Raw genomic sequence first — 18,355 nt, forward strand, 5'->3', positions numbered from 1 at the left:
TCACCGGAAAATAGTATCGCCCTGCTGGTCCACCAACATGCGGGCCTTGTCGACAGAGGCTTTCGCCGCATCTTCGAACGACTGCAATGTATCGGCACGCATCATGAAATGCGATTTGACGTCGCCGTCGATCTCTTTCTCGATCCGCGCGCCGATGCGCCACGTCCCACCGTCTTTGACCGGCTCGGCATAGATCGTGTAGCCATTATGCGTTTCGGCAGGGGTGGACGGGGCTGATCCCCCGCCCCCGCCGAAGAGTTTTTTCAGAAACGACATCGCTTACTGATCCAGGAACGACCGCAGCTTGCGCGACCGGCTGGGGTGCTTGAGCTTGCGCAGCGCCTTCGCTTCGATCTGGCGGATACGTTCGCGCGTCACGCTGAACTGCTGGCCAACTTCTTCAAGCGTGTGGTCGGTGTTCATCCCGATGCCAAAACGCATCCGCAGAACGCGTTCTTCACGCGGGGTGAGCGATGACAGAACCCGCGTCGTGGTTTCCTTGAGGTTGTCCTGAATGGCCGCATCCAGCGGCAGCACCGCGTTCTTGTCTTCGATGAAATCGCCAAGCTGGCTGTCTTCTTCGTCACCGATGGGCGTTTCGAGCGAAATCGGTTCCTTGGCGATCTTCATCACCTTGCGAACCTTTTCCAAAGGCATTTGCAGCTTTTCGGCCAGTTCCTCGGGCGTCGGTTCGCGGCCGATCTCGTGCAGCATCTGGCGACCGGTACGGACCAGCTTGTTGATCGTTTCGATCATGTGGACGGGGATACGGATGGTGCGCGCCTGATCTGCGATGGACCGGGTGATCGCCTGACGAATCCACCAGGTTGCATAGGTGGAGAACTTGTAACCGCGACGGTATTCGAATTTGTCCACGGCCTTCATCAGGCCAATGTTGCCTTCCTGGATGAGGTCGAGGAACTGCAACCCGCGGTTGGTGTATTTTTTGGCGATCGAGATCACCAGGCGCAGGTTGGCTTCGACCATTTCTTTCTTGGCCTGCCGCGCTTCTTTCTCGCCCTTCTGGACCTGCTGCACGATGCGGCGGAATTCGCTGATGTCGAGGCCGACATACTGACCCACCTGCGCCATGTCAGCGCGCAGCTCTTCTGCTTTGGGCAAGGAGCGTTCGATGAACATCTGCCAGCCGCGACCGGCCTTTTCGCCCATCTCTTCGAGCCAGTTGGGATCGAGTTCGCGCCCGCGATAGGCGTCAATGAATTCACGACGGTTGATGCGCGCCTGATCGGCCAGTTTCACCATCGCAGAGTCGATGGACATGATGCGCTTGTTGATACCGTAAAGCTGGTCAATCAGCGCTTCGATCCGGTTGTTGTGCAGGTGAAGTTCGTTCACCAGAACCACGATTTCCGAGCGCAGCTTCTGATACCGTTCTTCATCACTTTTGCTGAACGATCCATCCTCGTTCAGAGTGGCCGAGATGCGGTTGTCCTGCATGCTGGCCAGTTCTTCGTAGTCCTGCGCGATGCGATCCAGTGTTTCAAGAACGCGCGGCTTGAGCGCGGTTTCCATCGCCGCAAGCGACATGTTCGCCTGTTCGTCTTCATCGTCATCGTCATCGCTGCTGATCGGGTTGCCGTCAGCATCAAGTTCCTGGCTATCGTCAGATTTCTTTTCCGACGTTGTATCGCCACCGGACACAACCGGCGCAGCAACCACTTCGTCGTCACCCATCTGGTTGCCGAACGTGGTTTCAAGATCAATCACATCGCGCAGCAGAATGTCTTCGCTCAGAAGTTCTTCGCGCCAGATTGTGATTGCCTGGAACGTCAGGGGGCTTTCGCAAAGCCCGAGGATCATCGTGTTGCGACCAGCCTCGATCCGTTTCGCAATCGCGATTTCGCCTTCGCGGGACAGCAGTTCGACGCTGCCCATCTCGCGCAGGTACATGCGCACCGGATCGTCCGTGCGATCCAGCTTTTCGGACGTGCCGGACGCCAGCGTGACTTCACCGGGTTTCGCCGTCTGGACAAGGTCGGTTGCGCCCTTGTCGTCGTCGTCGGCTTCTTCGTCTTCTTCGGTGACCTGGATGCCCATTTCCGAGAGCATCGACATCACATCCTCGATCTGGTCGGAACTGACCTGATCGGGCGGCAACACTTCATTCAGCTGATCGTAGGTGATGTAGCCACGTTCCCGAGCGTCGGCGATCATCTTTTTGACCGCGGCCTGGCTCATGTCGAGGCTGACGTCTTCCTCGCGGTCTTCGGTCTTGGCGTCGTCGTTATCTTTGGCGGCCATGGATGCTCCTGTCGAGGCGGGGCGATTCGATTGACCCGAATCATTAGCGCGAATAAGTGATTCGCACACCCGTTTACCCTTTTTCGTTTACGCTTTCCTTAGCAAAACACCGTTAACCCCGGGGTTTATCGAAGCGAATGGTTTCCATCAAAGCGGCAAATGCGCTGCGTTCGTCTCGGTTGATGGCGGCCCCGTTGGGACCACGATCGTATTCGGCCTTGTCTTCGGACTGCGCCCGTTGCGCAGATTGCCGTGCCTCTGCAGCCTGACTCAACCGCCATGTCAGCGTCTCGTCCGCCGGACCATACAGATCCTCGGCAGCTTCAGCAATTTCTGCATCAAGCCCAATTCCCGCTTCGAGTTTTGCAAGCTCTTCCGCGATGGTCAAACGGGTCATTTCGCGATCACCGGGATTGCGCAGACATGGCGTTATGGCGACATGGCGTGCGCGGCACAGCTTTTCAAGAGCGTCGCCTCCTACAGTCGCATCCGCCGCTGCCTTGACCACATCCGCCGGGCTTTCGGCGTGTTGTAAAAGACACGCTCTTAGCGCGGCATGATCGGGATCTGCACACGGCATGTCTTCGAGATGGGTCTCAAATTCCGAAATCAAGTCGGGTGATGTGATCAGCGCCGCCAAAATCACCGCCTCGCGCAGACGCATTTCGATACCTTTTCCACCAGAAACAAGCACCGACGTCCGGGTGCCCTCTGACGGTTTTTGAGGTTCGGGCGTGCCGCCGCGCCGGAACGGGCGTGTGTTCGGTTTTGAAGGCCCGCGGAAAAGCTCCCAGCGCAGGCGCTTGATCTCTTCCCCGTAATGGCTGCGCAGCGATGGATCCTGAATAGTACGGATGCGCTCACGCAGCGTCTTGTCGAGCGCCGCCTTGCGTTCAGGGCTGTCAAAAACCCGACCTTCGGTTTCGCGCCGCCACAGCAGCTGCACCATCGGCTGGGCCGATTCAACAAGTGCGCGCATGGCATCGCGCCCTTCGGAACGGATCAAATCATCCGGATCCTGCCCTTCGGGCAGTAGAACAAAGCGCAGCGATTTGCCAGCTTCGAGCAAAGGCAACGCCGTATCAATGACACGGTAAGCTGCATTAAGTCCCGCCTTGTCTCCGTCCAATGCCATGATCGGTTCATCGGTGATGCGCCACAGCATTTGCAACTGTGTGTCGGTGACAGCCGTGCCCAGTGGCGCAACAGCGGCTTCGAACCCGCCAGAGGCCAACGCGATCACGTCCATATAGCCTTCGGCCACGATCAACTGCTGTCCCTTGCCAGCAGCCTCTCGCGCCGGAGCCTGATTGTAAAGCGTTCGGCTTTTGTCAAAAAGCGGTGTTTCGGGGCTGTTGAGGTACTTGGCGTTGTCGTCCGGGTCCATGGCCCGCCCGCCAAAGGCAATGGCACGGCCCCTCGCGTCGCGGATCGGGAACATGATGCGGTTGCGGAAAGTGTCGTAAGGTTTGCCGCCTTTTTGCGACGGCTTGGCCAGACCGACCTCGATCATCCGTTCGGCCGACACACCCTGCCCTGTCAGGTGATCCCAAAGCGTTTGCCAACCCGACGGGGCGAACCCGATGTTGAACCTGTCCTGTGTCGCCTCATCCAGCCCACGCCGCGTAAGGTAATCGCGGGCTTCGGACCCGGCAGCGCTGCGCAGTTGTAGCCGGAAGAAACGCACCGCCTGTTCCATGACCTCGACCAGCTGGGTGCGGTGATCTGCCTTTTCCTGCGCCTTCGGATCGCGCGCGGGCATCGACATCCCGGCTTCGGTGGCGAGAATTTCCACCGCTTCCATGAAACCGACATTTTCAGTCTCGCGCACAAAGGAAATCGCATCGCCTTTGGCGTGACAGCCAAAGCAATAATAATAGCCCTTGCGGTCATCGACGTGAAAGCTGGCCGATTTTTCCTGATGGAACGGACACGGCGCCCACATGTCGCCCTTGGCCTGATTTGACTTGCGCGTGTCCCACAAGACCTTGCGCCCCACAACCTGGGACAGGCTGGTGCGTGTTCGCAGATCATCCAGAAAATTGGGTGGCAGACTCATCCCAAGAATATCGGGTTTCGACAGCCGAGAGTCCAGTACGACACAGCGATCTGCGTGTGGTCTTTGCGAATAATCCTACTGGGCCAGACAGGCCTGATACAGGGCGTTGCTGACCTCTGCGTTAAGCTGCTCCTGCGGCAGGCTGTAGATCCATTCGACAAGGGCGGGCACAGCCACTTCATAGTTCTTCGCATCGGCGGGCAGTGCCTGGATCACGCGGCGTTCCGCGCGCCGGGCGTTAGCGCCGTTTTTGCGTTCGGTCATGATGTTGGTCGCGATCTGACCCTGCTTGCGGCATTCGGTGTCGTCTTGTTGCGACATCGCCGGGGCCGTCAGGCCAAGCATCAGAACAGTGGTGGCAAACGCATTACGGATCATGAGTGTCCTCTTTGGATGGGCCGGTCATATAGGGGTATACCTAGACCGGCCCATCCGGATTGTCATCTTTCAGAGACCCTTGGCGCGGTAACTTGCCGCCACCTTGCCGATCGACACGATATACGCGGCAGTCCGCAGGTCACTGACATCACCGCGCCCGTGCCAGACTTCTCTCATGGACTGATAGGCAATCCGCATGGTGTCATCGAGACCCGAACGCACCAGTTCAAGCTCGTCCGCGCCACGCAGGTATTTCGATTTGAAATCCGGTGTCATCGACCACTGGTCCCCCAAATGGTTGCTCAGCCGTTCAAGCTCTTGCACGATCAGTTCGTGGCGGGATTCCTCTTGCCGGCGCTGCATTCGGCCAAAGCGGATATGGCTGAGGTTCTTGACCCATTCAAAATACGATACCGTGACACCCCCGGCGTTCGCAAACATGTCAGGAATGATAACCGTTCCCTTGTCCCGCAGGATTTCGTCTGCACCGGCGGTGATCGGACCGTTTGCAGCTTCGATGATCAAAGGCGCCTTGATATTGTCCGCGTTGGTCAGATTGATGACCCCCTCCAAGGCGGCCGGGATCAGGATGTCGCATTCCTGTTCAAGCACCTTGGCACCGTTGGCGGTATGCGCGGCGTCGGGGAACCCGGTGATGCCATCATGCTTGACGATCCAGTCGCGCACAGCATCGACGTTGATGCCGTTTTCGTTGAAAAGCGCACCATCCCGTTCGATGATCCCGATGACCCGGCAACCATCTTCGTCCTGAAGGAATTTGGCAGCGTGGTAGCCCACATTGCCCAAGCCCTGCACGATAACGCGTTTACCATCCAGGGAGCCTGACAATCCCGCCGCCTTGACGTCTTCGGGGTGACGGAAAAATTCGCGCAGGGCGTATTGGACGCCCCGTCCCGTTGCCTCGACCCGGCCCGAAATGCCCCCCCCGTTTAGCGGCTTGCCCGTCACACAGGCACGCGCATTGATGTCGGTCGTGTTCATCCGGGCATATTGATCCGAGATCCAGGCCATTTCCCGTTCGCCGGTTCCCATATCAGGGGCAGGAACGTTTTGCGCCGGGTTGATCATGTCGCGCTTGATCAACTCATAGGCAAAGCGCCGGGTGATCAGTTCAAGTTCATGTTCATCATATTCGCGCGGATCTATCCGCAAGCCCCCCTTTGAGCCGCCGAACGGTGCTTCGACCAAAGCGCATTTGTAGGTCATCAGCGCCGCAAGCGCCTCGACCTCGTCCTGATTGACCGACATGGCGAAGCGGATGCCGCCCTTGACGGGTTCCATGTGTTCGGAATGGACCGAACGATATCCGGTGAACGTCTTGATCTGGCCCCGCAGACGCACGCCGAAGCGCACCGTGTAGGTGGCGTTGCAGACGCGGATTTTTTCCTCTAGTCCGGGCGGAAGGTCCATCAGCGCCACAGCGCGGTTGAACATCAGGTCTACCGATTCCCGAAATGTCGGTTCATTGGCTGGTATCAAGTTCATCTGTCCCTCCCGGAGTTGCAGGCATTCGACCCTTCTTTGACATGAGCCTATGACAGCTAAGTTAATTTCGCACGCAATACTGTCGCACCCCAGTTGCCGAGACGAAACCGAAGATTGCGGTTGACTGTTTCACCCATGGCATCAATGGGGCCTGAAAAGCAAAAATTATCCCGAAAAAACAATACACTCCTTATTTTTTCCACAATTGGAGCCGCAATCCCGCCGTGTTTCGCCTTCATCTCTCCCAAAATCTAAGTGGGGTGTCAGTCTGTCCTGAAAGGGCGGGAAAGAGGTAACAAATGATCGGATTAAGCAACCTTCTGCCAAGGCTGCCGGTCGGGAAACGGAAAAAGTCCTTGTTGCGGTCCAGTGTGGCCGTGACATTGAACCGTTACGCTCGGGAAACCGATGGCAACATGTCGTTCCTGGCGATGGCCGGGGCGTTGATTATGATGGCCTACGGCGGCATCGGGATCGATATGATCCACGCCGAAGTTGAACGGACACGCCTGCAAAACACGCTGGACCGTGCAGTTCTTGCTGCGGCGGACCTTGAACAACAGATCGAACCGACCGTGATCGTTCACGATTACCTCGCGAAGATGAATCTGGAGGACGTGTCAGCCACAGTGAACATCTCTGTGGATGAGGGTCTCAACTTCCGGACAGTGGCTGCCAACGCCCAGCGCATTTTCCCCACAAGCTTTCTGAAGGTCTTTGGTGTCGAAGAGCTTCAGGCGACCGGTATTTCGGCTGCCGAGGAAAAGATCTCCAATATCGAAATCTCGCTCATCCTCGATATTTCGGGGTCGATGGGGTCGAACCAGAAGATCAACAACCTTCGCAACGCTGCGGTCGAATTCGTTGAGACGGTGATCGACAGTGACAGCACCGGACTGACGACGATCAACATCGTTCCCTACAATGCGACGGTGAACCTGGGGTCAACCCTTTCGCAGTATTACACACTGACAGACGAGCACGACTACTCAAGCTGTGTGATCTTCCCGGACAACGTATTTACGTCCCGCGCGATTTCACCAAACGAGGCGCTTCAGCGTCTGGCGCATTTCGATCCAAACTCGCTGAGCGAAAGCACAACGTCGATTCCCACACCCTGGTGCCCGGATGATGACTACGGCTCGGTTATTGCCCACAGCTCTGACGAGGCCGAGCTTGTCGCTCATATCCAAAGCCTTGGTGCTGGCGGCAACACGGCGATTGACCTTGGGATGAAGTGGGGCGTCGCCCTTCTGGATCCGTCGGCCCAACCGGTCGTGAACGCGTTGATTTCCGATGGTCATGCGGTGGCCGAAGCAACCGGTCGCCCTGCGGCTTATGATGCAGAGGATGCGCTCAAGATTGCCGTGGTCATGACAGACGGCATGAACACGACGCAGTATGATCTGGCACCTGAATACGCCAGCGGCATGTCGAACATCTGGATTGATGATCGGGGTGACAACTACGCGAGCAACGATCGGTTCTCGCACCGGGTGCGCGATTACAGCGGCTCCAGCAACGACGTCTATTTCTGGGAGCGTTACGAAAACTCTTCCTGGAACAACCGGTATGACAATGATCCGGATGGCGGCAACAACGCGCGTCGTATGACCAATGCGGAAGTCTTTGCACGCTGGGGCACACGCGCCTTTGGCAACAAATTCTTCCGGCAGCCGTATTACGACAACTACCTGTCGTACAATCAGTACTACAACGCCTATTATTCGTATGTACCGATTGTCAGCGGGAACGAGGCGGACGCGCGTCTGTCCACGATCTGCTCGCAGGCACGCGATGCCGACATCACTGTCTTTGCAATCGGGTTCGAAGCACCTTCAGAGGGTCAACAGGCCATGCGGGACTGTGCGTCGTCACCGGCCCACTACTTTCCAGTCGAAGGCCTTGAGATTTCCGATGCGTTTCGGGCGATTGCCCGGACCATTAACCAGTTGAGGTTGACACAATGACACGGCCTAAATTCATGAAACTCCGCGGCTTTCTGCGGGACGAAAGTGGCTCGGTTGTTCTGATCCCCTTCGTAATCTGGCTGCCCCTTTTCCTTGCAATCATCATTGCGGGCCTGGAAATCGGCGCACTTTCCATCCGCCACACGCAACTCGAGCGTGGTCTGGACCTGACGGTTCGTGAGGTTCGGCTGGGAACGGGTGAAAACCTCGACCACGACACGCTCAAGCAGATGATTTGCGACAACACGACCATTCTTGGCGATTGCGAACAGATGCTTCGGCTCGAGATGATCCCGCTCGACCTGCGCGCCTGGAACGAACCGCCGCGTGCTGCTGACTGTGTTGACTCGGCACAGCCGGTCCAACCGCTCCGTCAGTTCGACTCGGGGGAACCCAACGAATTGATGATGCTTCGTGCGTGCTACAAGTATCGGCCGATCACTCCGGCGGGTGCCATTGCAGCCGCAATGCCGAAAGACAGCGAAGGCTACGCAGCCATCGTCTCCTTCTCGGCCTTCGTACAGGAGCCATACTAATGTCTGATCGTATCAAGAAACTCGTGTCGCGGTTTGCCCGCGACGACAAAGGGGACATCACGCTTGAAGCGATGATCGTTCTGCCGGCCCTGCTTGTCATTTTTGCGGCGACCTGGGTGTACTTCGATGTGATGCGTCAGCATACCATCAACCAGAAGGCCAACTACACCATCGGGGATATCGTCTCTCGTGAGACGGAGGTTCTCGACGATGCCTATGTCGACAATGCCCGAGAGCTTCTGTTCCATCTGGCGCAGGCTCAGGGTAACGATGTCGATCTGCGCATCTCGGTTGTGCAATATGTCGGTGACGGTGTCGGTCAGGGATCGTACCAACTCATCTGGTCAACGTCCCGTGGCGATTGGTCGGCGCTGACACAGGGTGACCTGGTGAACTACCAGAACCGCCTGCCGATCCTGTACTCGGGCGACCAGACCATCGTGGTTGAAACCCGCGACTGGTACGAACCAACCCTGCACTTGGCTGGTGTCGATGCGTTCGACATCTCGACCTATTCCTTCACCCGGCCACGGTTTGCACCGCAGGTCATCTTTGAAGGTATCAATGACGGGTCTGGCCGCACATGGTTCAGCAACGGCTGGGGCAATGGCGACAACGACGCTCCGAGCGGCGAAATCGTGGTTGCCGACGGTGAAGGCGACGGCGACGATGACGGCGATGGTGAAGGCAACGGATCCTGAGCCTACATACCGCGCTTGGCAATCATGATCGAAATGATGTCAGCCATCGGGCGGGCCTGAGCCCCAGGGGTCACCCCGCCCACAGCAACCCGGCGCCCTAAACGCCACCACAAACCCGGCTGCCACACCCGTGGCGCCGGGTTTTTCAATGTCAGAACGAACCCGTTGGACGGCTTCATCGCAAAAGCGCCCCGGTTCACCGCAACGACATCCTCGATCATAGCCAGAACCGTGCCGTCACTGTCGGTCAACGCCGTTTCGGTCAACAAAAGCTTCCGCGTGGTCGCAACCTGAAGCTTGTACGCCATCAACAGTGAAATGAGCCCCATTCCAATCAGGAACGCCTGCCAGACAAGGCTGGCCGGAGGTTGCACAAATGCGAGATACAGAACCAGCCCCCCCAGCATCAGAAACAGCGAGATGCCGACGATGCGCCGCGGGCCGCGCGGGTCTACCTCTGCAATAATCTCGTCGCGCATTGCGTCTCTCCCGTGATCCGAAGACGCCAGTACCGCATTCCACGGGTCAAGGCGAGAGCGCGCGAAACACCTCCTGTCCACGCTCTTCCGGCTCGTCGTCGATGAGTTCTGTGGGGAAACCCGGTGCAGTGATCGACAGCCCGGTCGCTTCTTCCAGACGCTCGATCAAACGGTCCGACTGGGCCCGGTCGCCATAGCGCGCCTGCCCGTCCTTGACAATTTCGATCAGCTTGGGCGAAATCTCAAGCGGCACGTTTCTGGCGTCGGCCAGTGCCTGGAACAGCCCGATATCCTTGAGCACCAGATCCAACGTGAAATCGACATCCCGGTTGCCCGACAGGATCAACTGACTTTCGGTTTCATGTACAAATGACGTACCCGAAGACGCCTTGATCGCCTCGTAGGTGGTGGCAAGGTCAATCCCGTGCGCCGCCATGGTTGTCATCGCCTCGCACAGGCTAGCAAGGTGTACCGTCGCCAGATAGTTGGTCATCACCTTGAGCACCGATGCGCTGCCCACCTCACCTGTGTGCAGCACGCGGCGGCCCATATGCGTCAGCAGAGGCAGAACCGTTTCAAAGGTCGCACGGTCACAGCCCGCAAAGATCGAGATATTGCCCGTCGCAGCGCGATGGCATCCCCCCGAAACCGGACAATCGGCGGCCTGCCCGCCTTGTGCGTGAACCGCCTCGGCCTGCGCACGGATCGCTTCGGGATCGGTGGTCGACATTTCGATCCAGATCTTTCCCGGCGCGATTTCCGGCAAAAGCTGATCCAGAACCACCTGTGACGCTGCGGGGCTGGGCAGGCTTGTGATGACCACGTCGCAATCGCGCATCATCTGCGCCGGGCTGCCTCCGGCCTTGGCCCCTTTCGCAACCAGCAAGGCCATGCGCGCCGGATCAAGATCGAACACCGTCAAATCCACGCCGTTGCGTGCCAGCGTTCCGGCAAGCTTGGCTCCGACCGCCCCCAGACCTACAAATCCAACCCGCATGCCGCACTCCCTGTTTGCCCGTTTGGCAACAAGGTGCAGCCGTCAGCCTGATCCTGTCATGGTCAAAACCGACGCCTGCATGTCTGCAAAGGCACAATGTCTTATTCGGCGGCCATTCCGTCAGTGAACTGCAGCCGCGCCAGCCGTGCATAAAGCCCGTCTTCGGACACCAGCGCATCATGCGCACCGGTGGCGACAATACGTCCCTGATCCATCACGATGATCCGGTCGGCCTTTTTCACGGTGGCCAGACGATGCGCGACGATAACCGTCGTGCGTCCTTCCGATAACTCGTCCACCGCGTGCTGCACCGCCCGTTCGCTTTCTGCATCAAGCGCGCTGGTCGCCTCGTCCAGCAGCAGCACCGGCGCATCCCGCAGGATCGCGCGGGCGATCGCGATGCGCTGTTTCTGACCACCAGACAGCATCACGCCCCGTTCGCCCAACCAACTGTCATATCCGTCAGGCAATGCGGTGATGAAATCGTGCGCCGCCGCCGCCTGCGCCGCGACCTCGATCTCTGCATCCGAGGCGTCTGGCCGGCCGAAACGAATGTTCTCACGCGCAGACGCGGCAAAGATCACCGGATCCTGTGGCACCAGCGCGATATGTTTGCGGAAGGCATCGCGATTAAGCGCATCGACCCTCATCCCGTCGATGCACACCGCACCGGAATCGGGATCATAGAACCGCTGGATCAGCTGGATGATGGTGGTCTTGCCAGCACCGCTTGGCCCAACCACCGCAACCGTTTCACCGGGCGCAATCCGAAGGTTCACCCCGTCCAAAGCGGCCACACCCGGACGGCTTGGATAGGCGAAATGCACATTCTCGAACGTGATCTCGCCCTGCACCGGTTCCGGCAATGTCACCGGTGTTTCAGGATCGTTGACCGTATCCTCGGCATGCAGCAATTCCACCAACCGTTCGGTCGCGCCTGCCGCGCGTTGCAATTCGCCAAAGATTTCGGACAAAGCCGCAACAGACCCTGCAACCATCACCGAATAGATGACGAACTGCACAAGCGACCCCGCGCTCATCTCGCCGCCCCGCACATCGGTGGCCCCGATCCAGAGCACACCGACAATCCCCGTAAAGACAAGGAAAATCACGATCGCTGTCATCTGCGCGCGCGTCCAGATCCGGCGACGCGCAGCATCAAAGCTCTTTTCCGTCACATCACCGAAAGCATTGCGCGAAATCTCTTCATGCGTGAACGCCTGCACGGTCTGCACCGACAAAAGCGCCTCGGAGGCGTTGCCCGAGGACGCCGCGATCCAATCCTGATTTTCCCGGCTAAGCTTGCGCATCTTACGACCCAGCACGAGGATCGGCACAACCACGGCCGGCACGATCAACAACACCATCCCGGTGAGCTTGGCCGAGGTGAACAGCATCAGGATGATACCGCCGAAAAAGATCAGAACATTGCGCAGCGCGATGGAAATGGACGATCCGATCACGCTCAGAATTAGCGTCGTATCGGTCGTGATGCGGCTCAAGACCTCTCCGGTCATCACACGTTCAAAAAACGACGGGCTTAATCCGATCACCCGCGCGAACAAAGCTTTGCGAATATCCGCCACAACCCGTTCACCCAACCGCGTGACAAGCGCATAGCGCAGGGCCGTGCCGATCGCCAAGAGCCCGGCAATACCCAAAGCAGCCGAGAAATACAGGTCAAGCAGCGCGCCATCGGACGTGTTGAAATTATCCACCACGCGCCGAACGGCCATCGGCAGTATCAGAGACACCGTTGCCGTTGCGGAAAGCGCAAACAGCGCCGCGAACATCAACAGCCTGTAGGGTGCGACAAACGGCCAAAGCGCTGCCAGCGAACCCAGCTTCTTGGACTTTTCTCGTTCTTCGTTCTTTGCCGGTAAAGGAGTTGCGTCCGCCATTGAATACCTGTGTTTTTGCTGCGCATGCTTAAACCTTGGCATGACCACAATGGTCAAGCCGAACGCGCCCCGAATGCCGATTTGCCGCGCCAAGACTGCTGCGATCAAGCGGAAACCAAATTTTCAGGAGTCCTTTGGAGCGGGCGACGGGAATCGAACCCGTATCATCAGCTTGGAAGGCTGAGGTCTTACCATTACACAACGCCCGCTCAACATGCTACGGGGTATTTCATGCTCGTTCGGAGGTCAAGTATCTGCTGAACATTGGGGAAGGAATTTCGATGACCAAACCACAGGCTGTGATCATTGGGGTCGGCGACGGACTTTCGGCGGCTCTGGCGCGAGAGTTGATGGCAGACTATTCTTTGGCGCTGGCCGCCCAACGGCTCTCATGCTGCCCTGCGCCTTCCAAAACCATCCGCACAGCACGCTCGCGCACTTCTGGTGAATACTTGTTCGTCGTCTTTGTCATGATGCTCCATCCTACTCATGAGTTGGAGCCTCCGCCAAACCCGGCGCGGTTCGAACAAGGTTATTCATATGTTCGCGACAACACCAACTCTGCACTTGTTGTGCGGAAAAATTGCTTCTGGAAAATCCACTCTGACTGTCCAACTTAGTCGCACGGCTGGAACTATTGTGATTGCTGAAGATGAGTGGCTGAATGGTCTCAGTTCCATCTAAAGCAGGATAGGTTCCAATTCACGCTGGATACCACAGTAGGTAAGAACTGGCTGGGATGGTAGGATTCGAACCTACGGTACACTGTACCAAAAACAGTTGCCTTACCACTTGGCTACATCCCAACCGTGCGGCGGTGTTTACTCGGCTACGGTAGCAGGATCAAGACCCCTAAAACCGAAAAATTGCCTACTCTTCCGGGGCGTCTTTCTTGAGAAGATCGTCATTGTGTTTCTCGGCACGTTCGGTCGCGACGATGCGTTCCAGTTCCTTGTCCATGGATGCGTCGACATCCCCAATATTTGCCGAAACGGCCGCTATGGCAGCCGCGCTGGAAGTGGTGATCTTGGGCGCACTTGTGGCTGACGGAACGGTTGATGATCCCGATGCTCCACCGCCGACGCCCAGAACACGCAAAGTTGTTTCGGGCATTACGATTCCTGCGTGATCAAAAGCCGCCATGCACAGGCGCCATGCTTCGCTGCGGGCCTTGAGATAGCTTGTTTCATGCTGCCTGATCCATCCAGCGACTTGCAGGATGACTGCGCTGTCGCCAAGCTTCTCGATCCAGACCGCCGGCGCGGGTTCATTGATCACGAACGGCAATGACGAAACGGTCCGCAGCGCCAGGTCTTGGGCGCGCGCCAGATCCGTGTCGTAGGCGACACCAAGGTCGATCACGAAGCGACGCTCATCGTTGCGGGTATAATTCACGATCCGGCTTTTGAAGACCGTCGCGTTGGGGATGCGGATGTGGTTGCCGTCAAAGCTCAGAAGGATCGTCGCGCGGCTGGTCAGGCGAATGACCTTGCCGATATCGCCTTCGATTTCGACCTGATCGTTGGGGCGAAAGGGCTGGCGAATCGACAGCATGATGGACGCGATGAAATTCTCGACCGTGTCACGGACCGCAAAACCTATCGCCAGACCGATGATCCCTGCCGCACCCAGGATCGTCGACAAGAGCGCCGTTGCACCGAGAATATCCAGCGCGATGACCAAACCACCCAGCATGAACACGATGCGGATCACCTGCCGGTAGATGTCTGCGATGAAGGCATTCGGGGCAAGCCGGTCCCAAGGCCGATTCATGCGCGCGATCAGAAGACCGGCGAAAACCACAAGCGCAAAGGCCGCAATGGCGATACCGGCCAAAGGCAGGTAATTGATGAATTGCTCCATCCGGATGCGAAACCGTTCGATGGCGGGATCAAGGCGGCGCGCCACATCCGTGGTCTCCTGCACCCGGTTTTCGATCGTGACGACACCTTCGACACGGCCCGAAATCTCGTTCAGGCGGCTTAGCGCCGGACCGTCGATCGCGGTGCCTCGCAATGTCACGATACCCGAACTGACCGTGACGGTGACATCTTCATAGCCGTCGAGTTCGCCCAGGATTTCGCGGATGCGCCGCGCGATGGCGGCGTCCTGTTCAGCGCTGTCCGCGACGGCGATGGTGCCACTGGGCTGATCCGCGCCTTGCGCCCAAAGCGGTGCGCTTGTCAGGGCGAGCACACATAGGGTCAAAACCAAAATGAGGCGGGAGAAGTGGACCATGGCGGCAACTTTGCGCGAGGCGCTTGGGCGTTTCAAGAGCCATGATCGGGTGTCAACCTTGCGCCGGGCTGTCGGGGATTTCCAGATCAGTCAGGCTTTGCCCCATGGGTGCGGACCAGAACATGTGCCGCCCACGCCCCGATCTCTTGGCGGCATACAGTGCCACATCGGCGCGTTGCACAAGAACACAGGGATCAATCCTTTCCTCTGACTCCGACGCAGCGATGCCGATGCTGGCACCAACGGCTACCTCCTGCCCGTCGATCATCACCGGGATGGACACATCGCGGATCAGAGTTTGTGAGAGATCCCCCAGACGCGTGTGTTCGGTCAGGCCGGGACAGACAATCACAAATTCATCGCCGCCCGCACGGACCAAAAGATCGTCCTGCCGGGTTTGGGCGCGCATGATCGCAGCGACACGTTTGAGGATTGCATCGCCAATGGCATGTCCCATCGAGTCGTTGACCTGTTTGAAACGGTCAAGGTCCATGTGCAGAACAGCGTATTCGGTGTCCGATTGCCCAAGGCGGGACAACGCACCATCCAGCGCACGCCTATTATGGAGGCCCGTCAGACCATCGGTCAGTGCTTCGGTTTCTGCGGCAAGGCGTGCGCCTTGCAATCGAGAGTTCAAGCTGAAGGAGGCCGCCATCGCGCTTGATTTCGCTTCTTGCAAGAACAGCAATTCGACCGCCAGATCGCTTGCTGCAAAATCCTGCGCAGTCAGGCCGAACCGCTGTACCGCTTCGACAATCGCGATGCCGAAAGACAGATCAAGGATCACACCTTCTGCATGGTCTTCGATGACCAGCCCCCTGAGAACGATATCAGGTTCACAACGCAACCGAAGTTTGAGAACCTGCCCCGCAAGTTTGCGAAGATCCGCCATATCAGTTGGCTGCGCAGGTCGCAGGATTTCGAATGTTTCAAGAAAGCGCTTGTTGCGCAGATCGCCTGCTCCAAGCTTGGCAAGGCCTGCGCCGACCTGACTGATATGTCCGGTCTTGCCCACACAGACGTGCAAGGGTCGCAAACGCACAAGCAGGTCCAGCGCGGAAATCATGTGAAGTGCGCTCTGGGCGTGTTGGCCAGCGAAAACCCCCGGTCTTCTGCAAAAGCCGTTTCGACAACAGTCACTTCGATTATTTCCGACCCGTCGCGGATGCCGACGTGATCCAGCACTGCCAACGTGCCGTAATCATCAGCCATCGCCCGCAACAGCCCGACCAGAACATGACCAAATCCCACCGGGTTGCCACGACAGGAAATGGTGAAACGGTGCGGGATCGGTTCACGCACATGGATTTGCGGAAGATCAAGGCCGGACACAGCAAGCCGTGTGCGTCCCGGCAGGTCATCCAGCGCATGCAGCAGCTCCGAGAAACTGTCCCCGCCGAAACGCATCAACCGTCGCACCGAGGCATGGTTTTGATGTGTGATCAGATAGGCCCCGACATCTTCCAGGATCACCGATTGCGACCGATCCAGCGCTTGGGCACAGCCGTTCAGAAGTTTTGGAAAATAGGCCGGATCGTATTGCAGCATCGCTTCGAAAGAGGTGACTTCGACTTCGCCCAGAGCTACGGCTTTCGCCCAAAGCTCTGCCCCGAAACCGTCCGAAACGAACGCTTCAACCGTACGAAAGATCAATCCATGCATAAGCTGCGCCTTTGACTTGGTGCGCAGCTTTGCATGCCGGTCTTAAAATTCCGCAAACCATTAAAGTTTTAGAAATCTGTCGGTGCTCCACCTTCGGCTTTTCGGCGGGCGACAAAGTCGGCAAGTTCTTCGTGGATGGCGTCGTCCATAGGCGGAGCCTGATAATCTTCGAGAATGGCCTTGTAAGTGACATGGGCGCGTTCGGCGGTCCAGATACTGCCGGCGGCTTCCCAGGCTTCGTAGTTCTTCCAGTCCGACAGGAACGGTTGATAAAATGCGGTCGTGTAGCGTTCCTGCGTGTGTTTCGTGCCGAAGAAATGGCCATTGCAGCCGACCTCGCGGATCGCCTCAAGCCCCAGACCGTCGTCGCTGACATCACAGATCGCCGGGTCCATGTAGCGGATCATCTGCTGGATGACCTCGCAATCCATGACGAACTTTTCCGGGCTGGCGATCAGCCCGCCCTCTAGCCAACCGGCGGCATGATAAACCATGTTGGTGCCCGACTGGATCGCAGCCCAGAGGCTGTGTTCGGTTTCCCACATCGCCTGACCATCCGGCACATTGGCGGCACAGACGCCCGAGGACCGCAGCGGCAGGCCGTAGAATCGCGCCATCTGGCCGGTCATCTGGGTTGCCCGCATGTATTCCGGTGTCCCAAAGGCAGGCGCGCCGGATTTCATGTCGACGTTGGAGGTGAACGTCCCGATGGCACAGGGTGTGCCGGGGCGGATGATCTGGGCCAGCACAATCGCGCTCAGACCCTCGGCCAGAGATTGCGCAACGGCTCCAGCCATCGTGACCGGTGCCATCGCCCCGGCAAGGGTGAAGGGTGTGACGATGCAGCCCTGCCCGCGCGCGGCGCAGCGCATCCAGCCATCCATCATCGGATAGTCGTGTTTCAGCGGTGAGGTGGAGTTGATGTTGGTGTACATGCGCGGGCTGGCATCAAATTCGGCGTGGGTCAGCCCCCCGGCGATGCGCACCATCTCCATCACGTCCTCGACGCGCTCCTTGCCAAGCGAATAGGCATGGGCGACCTTGTCGGTCAGTGTCAGCTTGTCATAAAGCACGTCAAGATGCCGGACGCTGGCATGTACATCCACCGGTTCTACCGGGTAGCCGCCGACAAAATGGATACAGTTGAAATACTGCGACAGCTTGAGAAAGTTGCGGCACATCTCGCGGGTGCCGGGCATCTTGCGGCCCACTTCCATGTCCCAGTAGTTGGGCGGCGAAGAGACGTTGCCAAACAGGATATGGCCGTCGCCGACGGTGATCTGCCGGTCCGGATTGCGCGGCGTGATCGTGAAGGACGACGGGGCCTTGCGCACCCATTCCATCACGAAATCGCGATCCATGCGCACGTTTTCACCGGCAACGGTGCAGCCTGCATCGCTCAGGATTTGCGCCGCCTTGGGGTTCAGGAATTCGATCCCGATCTCTTCAAGGATCACCATGGCCGTATCGTGAATGCGCGCGACACCCTCTTCGCTTAGAGGTTCTGTCGGACGGTCGATGTTGATGGGCAGGCTCCAGGGCAACTGTTCGATCGCCGCTGTTCCGCGTCGGACCGCGTGACCGGATCGTCCGCCGCTGCGACGTTTGCGTGTGATGACATCGGTCATGAAACCCTCCTGAGTTGCCCCTTTAGCTAGGCATCGCA

16 protein-coding genes and 2 tRNA genes are annotated in these 18,355 nt (G+C 58.1%); 4 read left to right on the plus strand and 14 right to left on the minus strand.

Features of this window, described 5'->3' with window-relative positions; translation table 11 throughout:
* The 5 genes from ACTIEN_RS00930 to ACTIEN_RS00950 all read right to left on the minus strand — a co-directional run bounded on the left by ACTIEN_RS00930 (position 1) and on the right by ACTIEN_RS00950 (position 6,205).
* Positions 1 to 276 carry an HlyU family transcriptional regulator gene (locus ACTIEN_RS00930; RefSeq protein ID WP_439521216.1) on the minus strand — a complete coding sequence of 92 codons (276 nt, stop codon included), beginning with the start codon at positions 274 to 276 and terminating at the stop codon, positions 1 to 3.
* Between the two features lie 3 nt (positions 277 to 279).
* On the minus strand, positions 280 to 2,262 hold the full coding sequence (gene rpoD / locus ACTIEN_RS00935; protein ID WP_439521217.1) for an RNA polymerase sigma factor RpoD: 1,983 nt from the start codon (positions 2,260 to 2,262) through the stop codon (positions 280 to 282).
* Positions 2,263 to 2,374: 112 nt separating this feature from the next.
* A complete protein-coding gene (gene dnaG / locus ACTIEN_RS00940) occupies positions 2,375 to 4,321 on the minus strand; it encodes a DNA primase (protein WP_439521218.1) in 1,947 nt (648 codons plus the stop codon).
* Between the two features lie 75 nt (positions 4,322 to 4,396).
* Complete coding sequence (locus ACTIEN_RS00945; RefSeq protein WP_439521219.1) at positions 4,397 to 4,699, minus strand: hypothetical protein; 303 nt, start codon at positions 4,697 to 4,699, stop codon at positions 4,397 to 4,399.
* 69 nt (positions 4,700 to 4,768) lie between these two features.
* Positions 4,769 to 6,205, minus strand: coding sequence for a Glu/Leu/Phe/Val family dehydrogenase (locus ACTIEN_RS00950; protein WP_439521220.1), 1,437 nt, complete (start codon positions 6,203 to 6,205; stop codon positions 4,769 to 4,771).
* Between the two features lie 299 nt (positions 6,206 to 6,504).
* Here ACTIEN_RS00950 and ACTIEN_RS00955 point away from each other — a divergent pair, with 299 nt between their 5' ends.
* The 3 genes from ACTIEN_RS00955 to ACTIEN_RS00965 are packed head-to-tail and all read left to right on the plus strand — an operon-like array spanning position 6,505 to position 9,412.
* Entirely contained in the window at positions 6,505 to 8,175 is a 1,671-nt protein-coding gene (locus ACTIEN_RS00955; protein WP_439521221.1) for a pilus assembly protein TadG-related protein, read from the plus strand.
* Positions 8,172 to 8,711, plus strand: coding sequence for a TadE/TadG family type IV pilus assembly protein (locus tag ACTIEN_RS00960; RefSeq protein ID WP_439521222.1), 540 nt, complete (start codon positions 8,172 to 8,174; stop codon positions 8,709 to 8,711). Before ACTIEN_RS00955 ends, ACTIEN_RS00960 begins: the two co-directional genes overlap by 4 nt.
* Positions 8,711 to 9,412, plus strand: a complete 702-nt coding sequence (locus tag ACTIEN_RS00965; RefSeq protein WP_439521223.1) for a TadE/TadG family type IV pilus assembly protein — start codon at positions 8,711 to 8,713, stop codon at positions 9,410 to 9,412. Before ACTIEN_RS00960 ends, ACTIEN_RS00965 begins: the two co-directional genes overlap by 1 nt.
* A 2-nt stretch (positions 9,413 to 9,414) precedes the next feature.
* On the opposite strand, the gene ACTIEN_RS00970 is transcribed toward ACTIEN_RS00965, so the two are convergent.
* The 4 genes from ACTIEN_RS00970 to ACTIEN_RS00985 all read right to left on the minus strand — a co-directional run bounded on the left by ACTIEN_RS00970 (position 9,415) and on the right by ACTIEN_RS00985 (position 12,998).
* Positions 9,415 to 9,891 (minus strand): hypothetical protein, encoded by a 477-nt coding sequence (locus tag ACTIEN_RS00970; protein WP_439521224.1) that lies wholly within the window; start codon positions 9,889 to 9,891, stop codon positions 9,415 to 9,417.
* A gap of 46 nt (positions 9,892 to 9,937) precedes the next feature.
* Positions 9,938 to 10,888, minus strand: coding sequence for an NAD(P)-dependent oxidoreductase (locus tag ACTIEN_RS00975; protein ID WP_439521225.1), 951 nt, complete (start codon positions 10,886 to 10,888; stop codon positions 9,938 to 9,940).
* Positions 10,889 to 10,989: 101 nt separating this feature from the next.
* Complete coding sequence (locus ACTIEN_RS00980; protein WP_439521226.1) at positions 10,990 to 12,789, minus strand: ABC transporter transmembrane domain-containing protein; 1,800 nt, start codon at positions 12,787 to 12,789, stop codon at positions 10,990 to 10,992.
* 135 nt (positions 12,790 to 12,924) lie between these two features.
* Positions 12,925 to 12,998, minus strand: a tRNA-Gly gene (locus ACTIEN_RS00985).
* A gap of 331 nt (positions 12,999 to 13,329) precedes the next feature.
* Between ACTIEN_RS00985 and ACTIEN_RS00990 the strand changes: the two genes are divergently transcribed.
* The gene (locus tag ACTIEN_RS00990; protein WP_439521227.1) at positions 13,330 to 13,473 is read left to right on the plus strand and encodes an AAA family ATPase; all 144 of its coding nucleotides are present in this window, start codon (positions 13,330 to 13,332) and stop codon (positions 13,471 to 13,473) included.
* Between the two features lie 47 nt (positions 13,474 to 13,520).
* On the opposite strand, the gene ACTIEN_RS00995 is transcribed toward ACTIEN_RS00990, so the two are convergent.
* The 5 genes from ACTIEN_RS00995 to ACTIEN_RS01015 form a co-directional block, all read right to left on the minus strand.
* A tRNA-Gln gene (locus ACTIEN_RS00995) sits at positions 13,521 to 13,595 on the minus strand.
* A gap of 64 nt (positions 13,596 to 13,659) precedes the next feature.
* Positions 13,660 to 15,027 carry a mechanosensitive ion channel domain-containing protein gene (locus ACTIEN_RS01000; protein WP_439521228.1) on the minus strand — a complete coding sequence of 456 codons (1,368 nt, stop codon included), beginning with the start codon at positions 15,025 to 15,027 and terminating at the stop codon, positions 13,660 to 13,662.
* Positions 15,028 to 15,079: 52 nt separating this feature from the next.
* A complete protein-coding gene (locus tag ACTIEN_RS01005) occupies positions 15,080 to 16,093 on the minus strand; it encodes a diguanylate cyclase domain-containing protein (RefSeq protein WP_439521229.1) in 1,014 nt (337 codons plus the stop codon).
* Entirely contained in the window at positions 16,090 to 16,689 is a 600-nt protein-coding gene (locus ACTIEN_RS01010) for a heme NO-binding domain-containing protein (RefSeq protein WP_439521230.1), read from the minus strand. The genes ACTIEN_RS01005 and ACTIEN_RS01010 overlap by 4 nt, the downstream gene beginning before the upstream one ends.
* Positions 16,690 to 16,757: 68 nt before the next feature.
* Positions 16,758 to 18,317: a trimethylamine methyltransferase family protein gene (locus ACTIEN_RS01015; RefSeq protein ID WP_439521231.1), complete on the minus strand. Its 1,560-nt coding sequence runs from the start codon at positions 18,315 to 18,317 to the stop codon at positions 16,758 to 16,760.
* Positions 18,318 to 18,355 lie beyond the last annotated feature (38 nt).

This window comes from Marivita sp. (assembly GCF_051859345.1).
Classification (GTDB): Bacteria; Pseudomonadota; Alphaproteobacteria; order Rhodobacterales; family Rhodobacteraceae; genus Marivita.